The sequence below is a fragment of the Pseudomonas sp. DR208 genome (assembly GCF_019823005.1).
Lineage (GTDB): Bacteria > Pseudomonadota > Gammaproteobacteria > Pseudomonadales > Pseudomonadaceae > Aquipseudomonas > Aquipseudomonas extremorientalis.
Map to the genome: position 1 here is coordinate 5,282,379 of NZ_CP081944.1, position 17,834 is coordinate 5,300,212.

17 protein-coding genes are annotated in these 17,834 nt (G+C 62.9%); 10 read left to right on the forward strand and 7 right to left on the reverse strand.

The window, feature by feature from the left end; translation table 11 throughout:
• Positions 1-102: 102 nt before the first annotated feature.
• Positions 103-1,479 (reverse strand): signal recognition particle protein, encoded by a 1,377-nt coding sequence (ffh, locus tag K5K89_RS23815; protein WP_003193965.1) that lies wholly within the window; start codon positions 1,477-1,479, stop codon positions 103-105.
• A gap of 220 nt (positions 1,480-1,699) precedes the next feature.
• On the opposite strand from ffh, the gene K5K89_RS23820 reads away from it, so the two are divergent.
• The 3 genes from K5K89_RS23820 (at position 1,700) to K5K89_RS23830 (ending at position 5,353) form a co-directional block, all read left to right on the forward strand.
• Entirely contained in the window at positions 1,700-2,512 is an 813-nt protein-coding gene (locus K5K89_RS23820; protein WP_071489286.1) for an inner membrane protein YpjD, read from the forward strand.
• Between the two features lie 12 nt (positions 2,513-2,524).
• Complete coding sequence (locus K5K89_RS23825) at positions 2,525-3,763, forward strand: transporter associated domain-containing protein (protein ID WP_071489285.1); 1,239 nt, start codon at positions 2,525-2,527, stop codon at positions 3,761-3,763.
• 276 nt (positions 3,764-4,039) lie between these two features.
• The gene (locus tag K5K89_RS23830) at positions 4,040-5,353 is read left to right on the forward strand and encodes an MFS transporter (protein WP_071489284.1); all 1,314 of its coding nucleotides are present in this window, start codon (positions 4,040-4,042) and stop codon (positions 5,351-5,353) included.
• A 103-nt stretch (positions 5,354-5,456) separates the two neighbouring features.
• Here K5K89_RS23830 and purT read toward each other — a convergent pair whose 3' ends face one another.
• The 5 genes from purT to K5K89_RS23855 all read right to left on the reverse strand — a co-directional run bounded on the left by purT (position 5,457) and on the right by K5K89_RS23855 (position 8,713).
• A complete protein-coding gene (gene purT, locus K5K89_RS23835; protein ID WP_065939222.1) occupies positions 5,457-6,638 on the reverse strand; it encodes a formate-dependent phosphoribosylglycinamide formyltransferase in 1,182 nt (393 codons plus the stop codon).
• Positions 6,639-6,707: 69 nt separating this feature from the next.
• On the reverse strand, positions 6,708-7,175 hold the full coding sequence (locus K5K89_RS23840; RefSeq protein WP_032890779.1) for a VUT family protein: 468 nt from the start codon (positions 7,173-7,175) through the stop codon (positions 6,708-6,710).
• Positions 7,176-7,337: 162 nt separating this feature from the next.
• Positions 7,338-7,553, reverse strand: coding sequence for a DUF1289 domain-containing protein (locus tag K5K89_RS23845; RefSeq protein WP_071489283.1), 216 nt, complete (start codon positions 7,551-7,553; stop codon positions 7,338-7,340).
• The gene (locus K5K89_RS23850) at positions 7,550-8,074 is read right to left on the reverse strand and encodes a gamma carbonic anhydrase family protein (RefSeq protein WP_222540371.1); all 525 of its coding nucleotides are present in this window, start codon (positions 8,072-8,074) and stop codon (positions 7,550-7,552) included. Before K5K89_RS23850 ends, K5K89_RS23845 begins: the two co-directional genes overlap by 4 nt.
• Positions 8,075-8,110: 36 nt before the next feature.
• Positions 8,111-8,713: a CoA pyrophosphatase gene (locus K5K89_RS23855; RefSeq protein ID WP_071489281.1), complete on the reverse strand. Its 603-nt coding sequence runs from the start codon at positions 8,711-8,713 to the stop codon at positions 8,111-8,113.
• 149 nt (positions 8,714-8,862) lie between these two features.
• Here K5K89_RS23855 and K5K89_RS23860 point away from each other — a divergent pair, with 149 nt between their 5' ends.
• The 7 genes from K5K89_RS23860 to nagE all read left to right on the forward strand — a co-directional run bounded on the left by K5K89_RS23860 (position 8,863) and on the right by nagE (position 17,348).
• Positions 8,863-9,411 (forward strand): NUDIX hydrolase, encoded by a 549-nt coding sequence (locus tag K5K89_RS23860; protein WP_071489280.1) that lies wholly within the window; start codon positions 8,863-8,865, stop codon positions 9,409-9,411.
• Between the two features lie 17 nt (positions 9,412-9,428).
• Complete coding sequence (locus tag K5K89_RS23865; RefSeq protein WP_071489279.1) at positions 9,429-9,932, forward strand: murein L,D-transpeptidase family protein; 504 nt, start codon at positions 9,429-9,431, stop codon at positions 9,930-9,932.
• Between the two features lie 263 nt (positions 9,933-10,195).
• Positions 10,196-10,954, forward strand: coding sequence for a GntR family transcriptional regulator (locus K5K89_RS23870; RefSeq protein ID WP_071489278.1), 759 nt, complete (start codon positions 10,196-10,198; stop codon positions 10,952-10,954).
• Positions 10,955-10,964: 10 nt separating this feature from the next.
• Complete coding sequence (gene nagA, locus K5K89_RS23875) at positions 10,965-12,071, forward strand: N-acetylglucosamine-6-phosphate deacetylase (protein ID WP_222540372.1); 1,107 nt, start codon at positions 10,965-10,967, stop codon at positions 12,069-12,071.
• Entirely contained in the window at positions 12,052-13,074 is a 1,023-nt protein-coding gene (locus K5K89_RS23880; protein ID WP_092246726.1) for an SIS domain-containing protein, read from the forward strand. Before nagA ends, K5K89_RS23880 begins: the two co-directional genes overlap by 20 nt.
• Before the next feature lie 29 nt (positions 13,075-13,103).
• Positions 13,104-15,614 (forward strand): phosphoenolpyruvate--protein phosphotransferase, encoded by a 2,511-nt coding sequence (gene ptsP / locus K5K89_RS23885; RefSeq protein ID WP_222540373.1) that lies wholly within the window; start codon positions 13,104-13,106, stop codon positions 15,612-15,614.
• Between the two features lie 27 nt (positions 15,615-15,641).
• Positions 15,642-17,348: an N-acetylglucosamine-specific PTS transporter subunit IIBC gene (gene nagE, locus K5K89_RS23890; RefSeq protein ID WP_222540374.1), complete on the forward strand. Its 1,707-nt coding sequence runs from the start codon at positions 15,642-15,644 to the stop codon at positions 17,346-17,348.
• 173 nt (positions 17,349-17,521) lie between these two features.
• Here nagE and K5K89_RS23895 read toward each other — a convergent pair whose 3' ends face one another.
• Positions 17,522-17,833, reverse strand: a complete 312-nt coding sequence (locus K5K89_RS23895; protein ID WP_222540375.1) for an NGG1p interacting factor NIF3 — start codon at positions 17,831-17,833, stop codon at positions 17,522-17,524.
• Position 17,834: the final 1 nt, after the last annotated feature.

Consider the following 17,834-nt stretch of genomic DNA (forward strand, 5'->3'; position numbering starts at 1 on the left):
CCGTCGGTTAAAACGGCGAGTCAGCGCCCGCCAACGGCGGGTTTGCTGGAGATCCCACATCCCTGTGGGTCGGAGCAGGAGCTGGGCCCCCGCTCGAATTCTTTACATCTTGGGCATGCCACCGCCGGGCAACATGCCGCCCATGCCGCGCATCATCTTGGCCATACCGCCCTTGGCGGAGAATTTCTTCATCATCTTCTGCATCTGCTTGTGCTGCTTGATCAAGCGACCGATGTCCTGCACCTGGGTGCCGGAACCCATGGCGATCCGACGCTTGCGCGAACCGCTGATCAGTTCAGGGTCGCGGCGCTCGGCCGGGGTCATGGAGTTGATGATGGCTTCCATCTGCTTGAACTGCTTCTCTGCCGCGCCCTGGGCATTGCCCATCTGCGCCAGGTTCACACCGCCGATGTTCGGCAGCTTGTCCATCAGGCCGCCGAGGCCGCCCATGTTCTTCATCTGTTGCAGTTGATCGCGGAAGTCTTCGAGGTCGAAGCCCTTGCCCTTCTTCAGCTTCTTGGCCAGCTTGTCGGCCTTGTCCTTGTCGAGGGTGGCTTCGGCCTGTTCGATCAGGCTGAGCACGTCGCCCATGCCGAGGATGCGCGAGGCGATACGCTCCGGGTGGAACGGTTCGAGCGCTTCGCTCTTCTCGCCCATACCGATGAACTTGATCGGCTTACCGGTGATGGCACGTACCGACAGCGCGGCACCGCCACGGGCGTCGCCGTCGACCTTGGTGAGGATCACGCCGGTCAGCGGCAACGCGTCGCCGAAGGCCTTGGCGGTGTTGGCCGCATCCTGGCCGGTCATGGCGTCGACCACGAACAGGGTCTCGACCGGGTTGATCGCGGCATGAAGCGCCTTGATCTCGCCCATCATCTCTTCATCGATGTGCAGGCGACCGGCGGTATCGACGATGACCACGTCGATGAACTTGAGCTTGGCTTCTTTAATGGCGGCGTTGGCGATGTCGACCGGCTTCTGGCTCAGGTCGGACGGGAAGAAGGTCACGCCCACTTCGCCTGCGAGCATTTCCAGCTGCTTGATGGCCGCCGGACGGTACACGTCGGCCGACACCACCATCACAGACTTCTTCTTGCGCTCTTTAAGGAAGCGCGCCAGCTTGCCGGCGGTGGTGGTCTTGCCCGCACCTTGCAGACCCGCCATCAGGACGACGGCCGGCGGCACGGCGCTGAGGTTCAGGTCTTCGTTGGCCGCGCCCATCAGGCTTTCGAGTTCGGCCTGGACGATCTTCACGAACGCCTGGCCCGGGGTCAGGCTGCGGGACACTTCGGTGCCCACCGCGCGCTCTTTGACCGAGTTGACGAAGTCTTTCACCACCGGCAAGGCCACGTCGGCTTCCAGCAACGCCATGCGCACTTCACGCAGGGTGTCTTTAATATTGTCCTCGGTCAGCTTGGCCTTGCCGGTAACGTGGCGCAGCGTCTGCGAGAGACGGTCAGTCAGATTTTCAAACATGCGCGATCCTTTCAGGCCCTATTCATAGACCGAGGTAATGGCGGCCCAGGCTGTGGTAAATCGCTATTAAAAACAGCGCTCGGCGAGCCTGCGGCGTGGGCAGGTCGGGGATTATAGCGAAGACTGCGTCCATGCACACCCGCTGTCTGGCCCGGGAGTCTTTCGTGTTGCGCGGGGGTATGCCAAACTCAGCGCCTTTCGGGCTTGCCTAACAGGATTTATGCTCCCTTTGTCACCCAGTTTGCTACCCAGCCTCGCCGCCGCCATCTTGTACGCCGCTGCGACCGTCTATCAGGGCACTCGTCTGGCCCAGGGCACCAAGGCGGACAAACGCCTGTTGGTAGGCCTTGGTGTCCTCGCCTTGCTCGCCCATGCCGCGAGCCTGTTCACGCACTTGATGACGCCGGTCGGCCTGGCCCTGGACTTTTTCAGCGCCGCCAGCCTGATCGCCGCAGCCGTTATCGCGCTGACACTGATGGCCTGCTACCGGATCCCGGTCGAGAACCTGCTGGTACTGCTCTTCCCGCTGGGCATGCTGACGGTGCTGCTGGCGCAATTCGCGCCTACCGGTACGGTGCCGGTGATCGATGAAGAACCGGGCATCCTCGCCCACATCCTGCTGTCGATCCTGGCCTATGGCATGTTCACCATCGCAGTGTTCCAGGCCTTGCTCCTGCTGCTGCAGGACCACCAGCTCAAGCACAAGCACCCGTCCGGGCTGATCAAGAACTTCCCGCCGCTGCAAACCATGGAAAGCCTGCTGTTCGGCTTCCTGTGGGCCGGCTGGACCTTGCTCTCGCTGTCGCTGATCTCCGGCTGGCTGTTCTTCGAAAACCTGTTCGCCCAGCACCTGGTGCACAAGACCCTGCTGGCCTGCCTGGCCTGGATCGTGTTCAGCGTCCTGCTGTGGGGCCGCAACCGCCTCGGCTGGCGCGGGCACAAGGCGATCCGCTGGACCCTGGCCGGTTTCTGCCTGCTGATGCTGGCCTATTTCGGCAGCAAGCTGGTTCGCGAATACATCCTGCATATCTGACGGGCGGCGATCATGGACAACTTGCCCCTGGAGCCGATGCTCGCGGTAATCGCCCTGCTGGTGTTATGGGCCGCGCTGTTTACTGCCATCGAAGCCGCCCAGCAACACTTGCTGGCCCTGCGCCCCGGTACACGCCAGGGCGACAAGGCGGCCACCCGCCTGAGCTTTCCGCGTAACAGCCTGATCCTGTGCAACAGCCTGTGTCGCGCCGCCGTGGTCATCCTGTGCACGCTGCTGGCCATATACGCCTGGGCGCAGAACGGGCCGTGGCTCGGCTGGCTGATCTCCTGCGCGATCCTGTTGATCCTGGCCGACTACCTGCCCCGCGCCCTGGCCACCCGCTATCCGCAAGCGGTACTGGGCTTCGGCAATACGCTGCTGGGCGTGCCACTGAAAATTGTCTACCCCCTGGCCTGGCTGCTCAATGGTATCAGTCTGTTGCTGCTGCGCCCGTTCGCGCGCAAGACCGGCGTGGTGAAGAAGAGCGACGAACCGCTGCCTGACCATGATGACGAACCCGAGCCCGAGATCGCCGAAGGCCGTACCCCCGGCATGCCGGGCATCCACGCTCTGGACAACATCACCGTCAACGACATCCTGGTGCCCCGCAGCGAAGTGGATGGCATCAACCTGGATGACTCGATCGAGGAGATCATCGAGCAGTTGCGCACCTCCCAGCGCACGCGCCTGCCGGTGTTCCACAGTGATATCAACCAGGTCGAAGCCGTGCTCAACACGCGGCAGATCCAGCACCTGTTGCCCGACGCGAGCCTGACCAAAGAGGCGTTGCTCGCAGCCTGCCACGAGCCTTACTTCGTCCCGGAAAGCACTCCGCTGCAACTGCAACTGCTGAATTTCCACAAACAGCAGCGCCGCCTGGGCATGGTGGTGGATGAATACGGCGAAGTACTCGGCATCGTGACCCTGGAAGATATCCTCGAAGAAATCGTCGGTGAATTCGAAAGCGAACAGAGTGCGGACAACCCGCATATCGAAGCGCAACCGGATGGCCGCTACATCATCGACGGCGCCGCCTCGATCCGCGAATTGAACAAGAGCCTGAACTGGCACCTGCCCAGCGACGGCCCCAAGACGCTCAACGGCCTGGTCACCGAGGCGCTGGAGACCATCCCTGACTGCGCGGTGTGCCTGAAAATAGGCCGCTACCGCCTGGAAATCCTCGAGACCGAGGACAACCGGGTGAGCAAGGTGCTGATCTGGCATACCAGCCGGATGCCGGTCGCCGCTTAGTTCCCAGACAAAACACAACCCAATAATGTGGGAGGGGCTAGCCCCTCCCACATTTTGACTTGTTGTGTGTTCAAACCCCTTCCTATAATCGGGGCGGCTTACCAGAGCCCCGCCCGACCGCGTGCTACCCGCACTGAACGCGTCCAGGCACCGCTTTACAGTGTCTGACCGGTGTTCGCTCCCATCCCGAGCCGCCCCGCGCACAACCCTGATCCATGGGTGTTCGACCAATAATAATCCGCGTCCAAACGCGCACTGACCGTCAGGGATATCGCCATGAGCACCACCTACAACGAGGCCGCACCTGCTGCCGCCCCGACCAACTCGACCGCACGGGTCGCCACGGCGAGCATCGTCGGCACCGCCATCGAGTTCTACGACTTCTATATCTACGCCACGGCTGCTGCGCTGGTGATCGGCCCGGTGTTCTTCCCGCAGACCTCCGGCACCGCGCAGATGCTGGCGTCATTCCTGACCTTCGGTATCGCCTTCATCGCCCGCCCACTGGGCTCGGCGCTGTTCGGCCACTTTGGCGACCGTATCGGGCGCAAATCGACCCTGGTGGCCTCGCTGCTGCTGATGGGCGTGTGCACCACGCTGATCGGCTTGCTGCCGGGTTATGACAGCATCGGCGCCTGGGCGCCGATCCTGTTGTGCGTACTGCGTTTCGGCCAGGGCCTGGGCCTGGGCGGCGAATGGGGCGGCGCGGCGCTGTTGGCGACCGAGAATGCGCCCAAGGGCAAACGCGCCTGGTTCGGCATGTTCCCGCAGCTCGGCCCTTCGATCGGGTTCCTGGCAGCCAACGGCTTGTTCCTGATCCTGGCCATGAGCCTCAGCGATGAGCAATTCCGCAGCTGGGGCTGGCGCATCCCGTTCATCCTCAGCGCGGCGCTGGTGATGGTGGGCCTGTACGCGCGGCTGAAGCTGCACGAAACGCCGGTGTTCGCCAACGCCGTCGCCAAGCAAGCGCCGGTCAAAGTGCCGTTGGTGGAGCTGTTCAGCCAGCACTGGCTGCCGGTGTTGCTGGGCGCTGCGTCGATGGTGGTGTGCTATGCGCTGTTTTACATCACCACTGCGTTTTCCCTGAGCTATGGCGTTTCAACCCTGGGCTACAGCCGCGAGACCTTCCTTGGCTTGCTGTGCTTCGCGGTGCTGTTCATGGGGCTGGCGACTCCGCTGGCGGCCCTGGCGAGTGACCGCTACGGACGCAAGCCGGTGCTGATCGTCGGCGCGATCCTGGCGATTCTGTCGGGCTTTACCATGGAGCCATTGCTGACCCACGGTTCGACCTGGGCAGTGGCGCTGTTCCTGGCGCTGGAGCTGTTCCTGATGGGCGTGACGTTCGCACCGATGGGCGCGCTGCTGCCGGAACTGTTCCCGACCCGCGTGCGTTATACCGGCGCTTCGGCGGCGTATAACCTGGGTGGGATTGTGGGCGCATCTGCCGCGCCGTTCTTCGCGACCAAGCTGGTGGCGATGGGTGGGCTGAGTTATGTGGGTGGGTATGTGTCGGCGGCAGCGTTGCTGAGCTTGATTGCGGTGCTGTGCCTGAAAGAGACGCGGAACAATGATTTGAATCGCGTGGGCTGATAGACCGCTATCGGGGGCAAGCCCCCTCCCACATTTGAATGTATTCACAAATCTAACTCTGTGAACTGGATCAAGTGTGGGAGGGGGCTTGCCCCCGATGCTTTTAGAGCTCTACCACCACGGCCTGGGAAGCCCGGGTCGCCTTGGCCCGGGCCGCTTCAATCGACTCATCCCGCGCCAACGCCACGCCCATGCGGCGCTGGCCATTCACTTCGGGCTTGCCGAACAGGCGCAGCGCGGTATCAGGTTCGCTCAACGCGGCGCCCAGGTTGGCGAACGCCGTCTGGGTCGACTGCCCTTCCACCAGGATCACCGCCGAGGCCGAAGGCCCGAACTGACGGATCAACGGGATCGGCAGGCCCAGGATGGCGCGCGCGTGCAGCGCAAACTGCGACAGGTCCTGGGAAATCAGGGTCACCAAACCGGTGTCATGCGGGCGCGGCGACACTTCGCTGAACCACACCTGATCCCCCTTGATGAACAACTCCACGCCAAACAGACCACGGCCACCCAGGGCCTCGGTCACCGCCTTGGCAACGCGCTCGGATTCCGCCAGGGCAATCGGGCTCATGGCCTGTGGCTGCCAGGATTCCTGGTAGTCGCCCTTCTCCTGACGATGGCCCACAGGCGCGCAGAAGGTGGTGCCGCCGATGTGACGCACGGTCAGCAGGGTGATTTCGTAGTCGAAGTCGATAAAGCCTTCGATGATCACACGGCCTTTACCTGCACGGCCGCCTTCCTGGGCGTAGTCCCAGGCTTTCTGCACGTCATCGACGCTGCGCAGCAGGCTCTGGCCCTTGCCCGACGAACTCATCACCGGCTTGACCACGCACGGGAAGCCCAGGTCCTGCACGGCCTTGCTGTAGTCTTCGAAGGTATCGGCGAAGTGGTACGGCGAGGTTGGCAGGTCCAACTCTTCGGCGGCCAGGCGGCGGATGCCTTCGCGGTTCATGGTCAGCGAGGTGGCGCGCGCGGTCGGGATCACGGTGAAGCCTTCGGCTTCCAGCTCCACCAGGGTGGCGGTCGCGATGGCTTCGATTTCCGGCACGATGAAGTGCGGTTTTTCCGCCTCGATCACCGCACGCAGGGCGGCGCCGTCGAGCATGTTGATCACGTGGCTACGGTGCGCAACCTGCATGGCCGGCGCGTTGGCGTAGCGATCCACGGCAATCACTTCAACGCCCAGGCGTTGCAGCTCGATTACCACTTCCTTGCCCAGCTCACCGCAGCCACACAGCAAAACGCGGGTCGCGGTTGGCGACAATGGAGTTCCGATTCGGGTCATCTCAGGTCCTCAGGGGAGCGGATCATTGGGAGAAAGGCCGGCATTTTACATGAACTGCAGGAATTGGCCTCAGTTGGCGACAGCCCGCTTGCGGATGCGCCAGGCCATGATCAGCCACACCACCGTGACCCCGGCGAACTTCGACGCGAGTGCAGTACCCACTACCGCCGGCGTGAGCGCGCCGATCAGGCCGAAGAAGATAAAGGTGTCGAGGGGAATGCTCAACGCCGAACTGATCCACAGGCGGTCGTGCAGCGGACGCTTGGTGATGCTGAACACCAGCCAGTCGATGCACTCGGACACCGCGAACGCGGTGGCGCTGGCCAGGGCGATGGCCGGGTCGGACGTGACATACGACAGCACCAGCGCGGCCAGCATGGCGATGATTGCGCCATGGCCGAAGCGGGTTTGCACCATGTCGCGCAGGATAAAGACCAGGCCACCCCAGGCGGACCAGATGACGTCCAGGTGCGGGGCGGTGGAGAAGGCGAAGTTGATCAGCACGACGCTGCTGATATAGGCGATCAGGAAGAGCATGGGAGTGGACCTGTGAACAAGGGGCACAGGGTACTTCACATTTTGAAATATGTCGTCTGGGATGGCCCTATCGGGGGCAAGCCCCCTCCCACATTTTGACTGCATTCCTACAGACTGAACGCGGCCAACTGTGGGAGGGGGCTTGCCCCCGATAGCGTTGGTTCAGGCGCCGGATTTATTAGAGGCCATAAACACCAATCCACTCGCCACCGCCCGCTCATGGCACAACCCCAGCACCACCCGGCGCTCGGCGTTATCCATGCGGCTCCAACGCGTAATCTCATCCACCGTACGCTGGCAGCCGGTGCAAATATCGTCATCGTCCAGCGCGCAAATGCTCACGCACGGCGACGCAACGGGGCGTTCAATCGGATTCATTCTTCCTGCTCGACCAGATCCCGCGCATAACGCTGTGCGTTGTGCACATAGTGCGCGGCGCTGGCTTCGAGCATGCGTTTCTGCGCGTCAGTCAGTTCACGCACCACCTTGCCCGGCGAGCCCATCACCAGCGAACCATCGGGGATTTCCTTGCCTTCGCCGATCAGCGAATTGGCGCCGATGATGCAGTGCTTGCCGATCTTGGCGCCGTTGAGGATCACCGCATTGATGCCGATCAGGCTGTAATCGTCCACCGTGCAGCCGTGCAACATGGCGTTATGCCCAATGGTCACGCCGGTGCCCAGGGTCAACGGGTAGCCCATGTCGGTGTGCATCACGCTGCCGTCCTGCACGTTGCTGTTCTTGCCGATCAGGATCAGTTCGTTGTCACCGCGCAACACCGCGTTGAACCACACGTTGGCGCCCTCCTCCAGCTTGACCTTGCCCACCAGCGTGGCATTGGGTGCCACCCAGCTCTGTGGATGAGTCTCGACGCGGGTGTCGCCCAGGCGGTATTTCATGGTTTTTCCTCACGGCGTTGCCATTCAAGCGATGGCTCAAGTATTGATGAAGCTCTTGGGTGGCTGGTGCAGGCTGATCTTGGCATCGTCATAGAGCAGATTGATCAGCTCGACGATCATGATGGCCGTCAGCCCCCAGATCTTGTATTCGCCAAACCGATAGCTGGGCACGTACCAACTGCGACCCTGGTAATCGATCCGGTGGGTATGTTCGCGTGGGTCTTGTCGGAAGAAGTCCAAGGGCACGCTGAAAACCGCGGCAATCTCGGCATCGTTGGCCAAGTACTCGACGTAATCGGGGATCACGCCGACATACGGCGTGACCCGAATGCCATGCAGGGAGATCAAGGGGCTCAGCGGGCCGATCACTTCGACCAGCCCGGGCGGCAGGCCGATTTCTTCTTCGGCCTCGCGCAGCGCGGTGAAGATCAGGTCCGGGTCTTCGGGGTCGCGGCGCCCGCCCGGAAAGGCCACTTCGCCACCATGGGTCGACAGGCCACTGGCGCGCAGGGTCAGGATCAGCTCAGGTTCGTCACTGCGGGTAATCGGCACCAGCACCGCAGCCTCGGGGAAACGCCCGTCGGTTTCAAGCGTGTGGGGGGTGTGGTTGCTTACCCGGCGAAGTAGCTCGTCCAGCATGAGTCATCTCGGTCTGTTGGCTACCTTGCATCATGCACCAAAGCTCGCGGGTGCCCAACCCCAAAACCCGCCCGGTGTCGCTAAACGACAACTTGTTGCAGCGCCCTGCCCGTCACGCCAAGATAGACGCACTTTCCAGGAACCCCAGCATGAATTTCTGCAGCCAGTGCGGTAAACCGGTTACCCAACGCATCCCCGAAGGCGACGGCCGCCTGCGCTTTGTGTGTGATCACTGCTCGACCATCCACTACCAGAACCCCAATATCGTCGCCGGCACCGTGCCGGTATGGGGCGATAAAGTGCTGCTGTGCCGCCGCGCCATCGAGCCGCGCCTGGGCTACTGGACGCTGCCCGCCGGCTTCATGGAAAACGGCGAGACCGTGGAACAGGCCGCCATGCGCGAAACCCTGGAAGAAGCCTGCGCCCGCGTGCACAACCTGAGCATCTACACCCTGATCGACGTGCCGCATATCAATCAGGTGCATATTTTCTACCGCGCCGACCTGCTTGACCTGGACTTCGCCGCCGGCCCCGAAAGCCTGGAAGTGCAGTTGTTCGACGAAGCCGACGTCCCTTGGTCCGAGCTGGCGTTCCGCACGGTCGGGCGTACCCTCGAATACTTTTTTGCTGACCGTCGGCAGCAGGCCTTCCCGGTGCGCAGCGAGGCTGTAGAGCCGCGGGTGTTGCCCGCTCCATGACTAGGGATACCGTTTTAATGCGTTGGTTGCTTGCCCTTATCTGCCTGTCGTTCGCGACCCTGTCATCAGCCTCGACCGTGGAAACCCTGGGCGGCAAGACCGTCGAAAAGGTCCTGGTGCTCAAGTCCGCCCATCAGTTGCAGTTGATCAACGACGGCAAGCCGCTCAAGACCTACCGCATTTCCCTGGGCAAGAACCCCAAGGGCCACAAGCTGATCGAGGGTGACCGCCGCACGCCAGAGGGCCTGTACTGGATCGACTGGCGCAAGACCAGCGACCGCTTCAATCTGGCCATGCACATCTCCTACCCCAATATCAGCGACGCCGCCCGCGCCCGCCGCGAAGGCGTGAAGCCCGGCAGCATGATCATGATCCACGGCACGCCTGACAGCGAAGAGTACCCGGAGCAGTGGTTCCATACCCTGGACTGGACCGACGGCTGCATCGGCATGCGCAACGTGGACATGCGCGAAGTCTGGAACCTGGTCAAGGACGGCACCCTGATCGAGATTCGTCCGTAATCTCGTACCGTTCGTAAAATAATTCGAAAAAAAATCCCGCCCCCCTCTGCGCCCGCCGGTGAATACCAGTTCACCCCCGCGGGCTGCGCCGTTCTGTGCGCGAGAAAGACCTCTCTAATACCACTTCATACCAGGCCTCATTGTGGAGCCTTTAAACCGCTGCTCGCACCGTTTTAGCTGCATTGACATGGTATTTAAGTGGTATTAATTTCCGGCCAATACCGGGCGACAACACTCCAATAACCGCATCGGAAACCTGACAGATGAACCCCATCCTGGCCCTGCGCCCCGACGATAAACAATCCACGCCGCTGTACCTGCAATTGGCGCGCAAACTGGAAGCAGCGATCCATGCCGGCCAGTGGACCTCCGAACAGGCCCTGCCCTCGGAGCGCGTCCTCAGCGAGCAATTGAGCATCTCGCGAGTCACCGCTCGCAAGGCGCTGGAAGTGTTGTTTGCCCAAGGGCTGATCCGCCGCAATCAAGGCTCCGGCACCTATATATCGCCACGCTTGGAACAGCCGCTGTCGCGCCTTTCGGGGTTCAGCGAGATGCTGCGGCTCAAGGGTTTCGTGCCCAGCTCCCAATGGCTGGAACGAGAACTGACCCAGCCGACCCACGAAGAGATGATCCGCCTGGGCCTTTCGCCCGCCGATAAAGTGGCACGCCTCAAACGCTTGCGTAAGGCAGATGACACGGTGATGGCGATTGAGATGAGCACCCTGCCCGCCTCGGTACTGCCGCACCCGCAAGGCATTGGCAATTCGCTGTACGAATACCTCGAAAGCATTGGCAAACCCATCGTGCGCGCCCTGCAGCATGTGCAGGCGATCAACGCTTCCGACGAGTTCGCCGCGCTGGTGGGCATCGCCCCCGGCACCGCGATGCTGCTGATGACCCGGGTCGGCTACACCGCCGACAACACACCCATTGAAATCACCGACACCTACTGCCGCAACGACTACTACGACTTCGTCGCAGAGCTGCGCCGCCATGACTACTCCGCTGAACTGCGACTCTAGAGAACTGCCCATGTCCGAAGACAACATCCTCACGCCCAACGGCTGGATTCGCGGCCGCTTGGTGCACGAGCACGGCAAGGTGATCGCCATCGAAGGCATCCCTTGCGACCCGGCTGACAACGACCTGCCCTACCTGCTGCCGGGTTTTATCGACCTGCACGTCCACGGCGGCGGTGGCAAGGACATCATGGAAGGCAGCGATGCCTTCGAGACCATCACCCGCACCCACGTGCGTTTCGGTACGACTTCTCTGCTGGCTACGACCATGACTGCGCCGGTGGATGAAATCTCAAGCGTACTCGGCCAGCTCGGCACCTTCTGCGAACGGCGTCCGACGGGCAGCGCCCGCGTACTGGGTGTGCACCTGGAAGGGCCTTACATCAATCCGGGAAAACTCGGCGCCCAACCCAACTTTGCCCACACCGCCTTGATGGCCGAAGTGGAAGCCTACCTGCGCCTGGCGCCGATCCGCGTGATCACCATCGCCCCGGAGATCGCCGGGCATGATGGCCTGATCCGCGCCCTCAGCGAACGCGGCGTGCGCATGCAGATCGGCCACACCCTGGGCAGCTATGAAGAAGGCGTCGCCGCCCTCGCTGCCGGCGCCACCAGCTTCACCCATTTGTACAACGCCATGAGCCCGCTGCATCACCGCGAGCCCGGCATCGTCGGCGCCGCACTGGCCCACGCCAAGTACGCCGAATTGATCCCGGATTTGCTGCATGTGCACCCCGGCGCCATGCGCGTGGCGCTGCGTTCGATCCCATGCCTTTACTGCGTCACCGACTCCACTGCCGCCGCCGGCATGCCCGATGGCGAATACAAGCTGGGCAGCCACACCGTGACCAAATGCCTGGGCGGCGTACGCCTGGCCGACGGCACCCTGGCCGGCAGCACGCTGACCATGGACCAGGCGCTGCGCAACCTGGTGAAGATCGGCCTGCCCGTCAGCGAAGCCTCACAACGCCTGTCGCAATTTCCTGCGGACTACCTGGGCCTGGAAGAGCGCGGCCGCCTGCAACCCGGCAGTTTTGCCGACTGCGTGCGCCTGGACCGCTCCCTGACACTCACCGACGTAATGGTCGAAGGAGAAACCATTGACTTCAAAAATGCTTGAAGAGGCCCTGGCGTCCTGCGACGCCGTGTCGGCGCAATTGCAACGCCTGGACCCGCTGCTGGAGGAAGTCGCCGGCCGCCTGCGCCGCCAGCCGCCGCAAGTGGCGATGACCATCGCCCGCGGCAGCTCGGATCACGCCGCCAGCTACTTCGCCTACCTGGCCATGCAGCACGTGGGCATCCCGGTGGCGTCGTTGCCAATGTCGGTGGTGACCCTGCTGCAAGCCCCGTTGAAAGTCAGCGGCCAAGTGGCGTTCGGTTTCTCGCAGTCGGGGCAAAGCCCGGACCTGGTCAACAGCTTGCGCCTGCTGCGCAAACGCGGCGCCCTGAGCATTTCGCTGGTCAACGCTGAAGACTCACCGCTGGAAGCCGCCTGCGAATTCCACGTGCCGCTCTGCGCCGGGCCGGAGCAAAGCGTCGCCGCCACCAAAAGTTTTATCGCCACACTGAGTGCCAGCGCGTTGCTGATCGGCCACTGGAACCAGGAAGCCGACTTGCTGCAAGCCTGCCGCGCCTTGCCGGACGAACTGCGTGCCGCCGCCAGGCAGGACTGGACGGTCGCTATCGACGCCCTGCGCGACTGCCAGCAACTGATGGTGATCGGTCGAGGCGCCGGTTTTGCCATCGCTCAGGAAGCGGCGCTCAAGCTCAAGGAAACCTCGGCGATCCAGGCCGAAGCCTTCAGCAGCGCCGAGGTACGTCACGGGCCGATGGCACTGATTGGCGACAACTACCCCCTGCTGGTGTTCGCCCCGCGCGGCGCCGAGCAAGCCGGCCTGTTGAGCCTGGCCGCCGACATGCGTCAACGCGGTGCCCGCGTGTTGCTGGCTGCGCCGGACGATATCGCCGAGCGTGACCTGACCCTGAGCCGCGCCGAACATCCGACCCTGGACCCGATCCTGGCGATCCAGAGTTTCTACGTGATGGCGGCAGGTTTGGCCGAAGCCCGGGGCATGGACCCGGACCAGCCGCGTCACCTGAGCAAAGTTACCCGCACTCACTGAGTGGCGTTTTCCTGATGAGTACCGTGCCCATGTCCAACAACAATAATGACCTGACCCTCAGCGCCCCCCTCAGCGGACCGGTGCTGGCCCTGGGCAACGTTCCCGACGAAGTGTTCGCCAGCGGCGCAATGGGCGACGGCATTGCCATCGACCCGTTGAATGACTGCCTGCATGCACCCTGTGACGGCGTGATCATCCACGTCGCCCGCACCGGGCATGCGCTGACGATCCGCGCTGACAACGGTGCCGAAGTGTTGATGCATGTGGGCATCGATACGGTGGAACTGAACGGCGAAGGCTTCGCCTTGCTGGTGAAGGATGGCGCGCGGGTAAGCAAGGGCCAGGCGCTGGTGCAGTTTGATCTGGACCGCATTGCACGCCAGTGCAAGAGCCTGGTCAGCCTGATCATCCTGACCAATGGCGAGCGCTTCGAGTTGCGCTCGGTGGCGGCTAGAACGGTCAAGGTCGGCGAGCCGTTGTTGCAGATCGTGGCGCGTTTGGCAGCGTCGGTGTCGACGCCTGTGGATAACTCGGCGGGTGAAGCCAGCGCCCGCGTACGCATCACCCATCGCGGTGGTTTACATGCCCGCCCGGCGGCGTTGGTGCGCAAGGCTGCGCAGGGTTTCAGCAGCCAGGCCTCGCTGCACCTTGGCGATAAAACCGCCTCGTGTGACAGCCTGATCGGTTTGCTGGGCCTGGGTATCGGTGAAGGGGATGAGGTGCGTGTGAGCTGTCGCGGCAGGGATGCCGAAGCGGCGGTGCAGGCAGTGATCGCGGCCTTGTCAGCCGTCGTCAAGGAAGAACACCACACCCCGGTGGCCGCCGCGTCCCGTCGGGTCAATACCGAAGTGGGTGTGTTGCAAGGCGTGTGTGCCGCGCCGGGCCTGGTCTGCGGGCCATTATTCCGCCTGACCGGTATCGAACTGCCGGCAGACACCGGCAAGCATGCTGCCGACGAGCAACTGCAACGCCTGGACGCCGCCCTGGAGCAGGTGCGCAGCGAAATACGCAGCACCCTGGATCATGCGCGCCAACGCAAGAACGTCGAGGAAGAAGACATCTTCGCCGCCCACCTCGCCCTGCTGGAAGACCCGACCCTGCTGGACGCCGCCACCGGCGCCATCGAGCAGGGCAGCGCCGCCACTCATGCCTGGCGCGACGCGATCCAGGCGCAATGCGCCGTGTTACTGGCCCTGGGCAAACCGCTGTTTGCCGAACGCGCCAATGATCTGCGGGATTTGCAACAACGGGTACTGCGCGCGCTGCTGGGTGAAGCCTGGCATTTCGAATTGCCCGCCGGGGCGATTGTCAGCGCCCACGAACTGACCCCATCCGACCTGCTGCAACTGAGCGCGCAAAACGCCGCCGGCATCTGCATGGCCGAAGGCGGTGCCACCTCCCATGTGGCTATTTTGGCCCGTGGTAAAGGCTTGCCCTGTGTGGTGGCATTGGGCGCCGAAGTCCTCGACGTGCCCCAGGGCCAACGGGTGGTCCTCGACGCCGCCAACGGCCGCCTGGAACTGGCCCCCAGCGACGCGCGACATGCCGAAGTGCACCAGATTCGCGATGCGCAGAAACTGCGGCGCCAGCAACAACAGGCCCAGGCCCGGCAGCCGGCACGCACCGCCGATGGCGTGAGCATCGAAGTTGCGGCGAATGTTGCCTCCAGCGCCGAAGCCTTGGTGGCGTTTGAAAATGGCGCCGATGGCGTCGGCCTGCTGCGCACCGAATTTCTCTTTGTCGACCGTCGCACCGCACCGGACGAACAGGAACAACGCCAGGCCTACCAGGCCGTGCTCGATGCCATGGGCGACAAGTCGGTGATCATCCGCACCATCGACGTGGGCGGCGACAAGCAACTCGACTACCTGCCACTGCCGGTCGAGGCCAACCCGGTGCTGGGCCTGCGCGGTATCCGCATGGCCCACGTGCGCCCGGAACTGCTCGACCAGCAACTGCGGGCGCTGCTGCAAGTCAGCCCGCTGAAGCGCTGCCGCATCCTGCTGCCGATGGTCAGCGAGGTGGATGAGTTGTTGCAGATTCGCCAGCGCCTGGACGAGTTGTGCGCCGAGTTGGAACTGACCCAGCGCCCCGAACTGGGCGTGATGATCGAAGTGCCCGCCGCCGCGCTGATGGCCGAGCAGTTGGCCAAACATGCCGACTTCCTGTCCATCGGCACCAATGACCTGTCCCAGTACACCCTGGCCATGGACCGCGACCACGCCGGCCTCGCCGCGCGCGTTGATGCGCTGCACCCGGCGCTGCTGCGGCTGATCGCCCAGACCTGCGCAGGCGCGGCGCAACACGGGCGCTGGGTCGGGGTGTGCGGCGCCCTCGCCTCCGACCCGCTGGCCACGCCGGTACTGGTCGGCCTGGGGGTCAGCGAGCTGTCGGTGAGCCCGCCGCAGATCGGAGAAATCAAGGACCGCGTCCGCCACCTGGACGCGGCGCAATGCCGGCAACTGAGCCAGGGCCTGCTCGACCTGAGCAGCGCCCAGGCCGTTCGCCAAGCCTGTCAATACCACTGGCCGCTGAGCTGACAACAACAAGAAAAAAGGAGACTCGCCATGTACCAACATTTCATCGAAGGCCTGCAACGCCTGGGCCGTGCACTGATGCTACCGATCGCGATCCTGCCGATCGCCGGCCTGTTGCTGCGCCTGGGCGACACCGATCTTTTGAACATCGCGGTGATGCACGACGCCGGGCAGGCGATCTTCGCCAACCTGGCGCTGATCTTCGCCATCGGCATTGCCGTGGGCTTCGCCCGCGACAACAACGGCACGGCGGGTCTCGCCGGGGCGATTGGTTACCTGGTGATGGTTTCCACGCTCAAGGTGATGGACTCGACCATCAACATGGGCATGCTCGCCGGTATCGCCAGTGGTTTGATGGCAGGCGCGCTGTATAACCGCTTCAAGGACATCAAGCTGCCGGAGTACCTGGCGTTTTTTGGTGGACGACGGTTCGTACCGATTGTCACGGGGTTCTCGGCGGTCGCGCTGGGTGTGATCTTCGGCCTGATCTGGCCGCCGATCCAGCATGGCATCAACAGCTTCGGCGTGTTGCTGATGGAGAGCGGCAGCCTGGGCGCCTTCGTGTTTGGCGTGTTCAACCGCCTGCTGATCGTCACCGGTCTGCACCACATCCTCAACAATATGGCGTGGTTCGTGTTTGGCACCTTCACCGACCCGGTGACCGGTGCCGTGGTGACCGGCGACCTGACCCGTTATTTTGCTGGCGACCCCAAAGGCGGCCAGTTCATGACCGGTATGTTCCCGGTGATGCTGTTCGGGCTGCCAGCGGCGTGTCTGGCGATGTACCGCAATGCGCTGCCGGAACGGCGCAAAGTGATGGGCGGGATTTTCCTGTCGATGGCGCTGACGTCGTTTCTGACCGGGGTGACCGAGCCGATTGAATTCGCCTTCATGTTCCTCGCGCCGTTTTTGTACCTGATCCATGCGGTGCTGACCGGCCTGTCGATGGCGGTCACCAATATGCTGAATATCCACCTGGGCTTTACCTTCTCCGGTGGGTTTATCGACATGGTGCTGGGCTGGGGCAAGTCCACCAACGGCTGGCTGGTGTTCCCAGTAGGCCTGGCGTATGCGCTGGTCTATTACAGCGTGTTCAGCTACTGCATTCGCCGGTTCAACCTGAAGACGCCAGGCCGTGAAGATATCCAGGTGGTGCCGGCTGAGGTGATGACAGATAACCAGCGCGCCACGGCCTACATCCAGGCCTTGGGTGGTGCGCAGAATTTGCTGAGTGTCGGCGCCTGCACCACGCGCTTGCGGTTGGACATGGTGGATCGCAACAAGGCGGTGGATGCGGAGTTGAAAGCGCTGGGTGCCATGGCGGTCGTACGGCCAGGTAACGGCGGCAGTTTGCAGGTGGTGGTCGGGCCGATGGCAGACAGCATTGCCGATGAGATTCGGTTGGCCATGCCTTCGTTTGTTGCCAGTGCGCCCGTGCAACCGGCGCCTGTGGATAAGCCCGTATCAGTGAATATGCAAGAGGCTGAGAAATGGCTGAATGCCTTGGGTGGCCGAGGTAATGTTCGCCAGTTGGAAGCGGTGGCTATGACGCGGTTGCGAGTGGAGTTAGGGGATGACTCGGAGTTGTCTGAAGCTGACCTGACTGCTCTGGGTTGCCAGGGTGTGAGCCAGCTGGAAAGCGGTGTTTGGCATTTGTTGATTGGTGACAAAGCGTCGGGCTTGGGTGACGCGTTGGAGCGGTTGGTCAGCGGTCGCCAGATTGGGGCTGGGGCCTAACAAATCTTGGCCTGAACAGCCCCCATCGCGGGCAAGCCCGGCTCCCACATTTTTATCTGTGAATACATTCAAGATGTGGGAGCCGGGCTTGCCCGCGATGAGGCCCTGACAGCCGACAAAAAACCCGCTGGCCAAACTGGCCCAGCGGGTTTCTTGTTTTTGCAGCGTGCGAATCAAAAATCCGCCAACTGCCACACCTCATACGCCGGTGTCTCGTAGGGGTGACTGAGCTTCAACGCAGCCACAACCGCCACAATCAACTCATCCGCCACCACCAGCTCAACCTTCCACTCTTCAACCACTTCAACCTGGCCCACCTGCCCGGTAAACGGCTGACTGCCGTCCAACGCGCGGAATTGGCCCTGGCCCAGCACTTGCCAGGCGCAGCTGTCGTAGTTGCCGATGCGCCCGCCGCCAGCGGCGAAGACAGCGGTTTTCACCGTCTCCACGTGGCTGTCGGGCACGAAGAAGCTGAGCTTGTACACG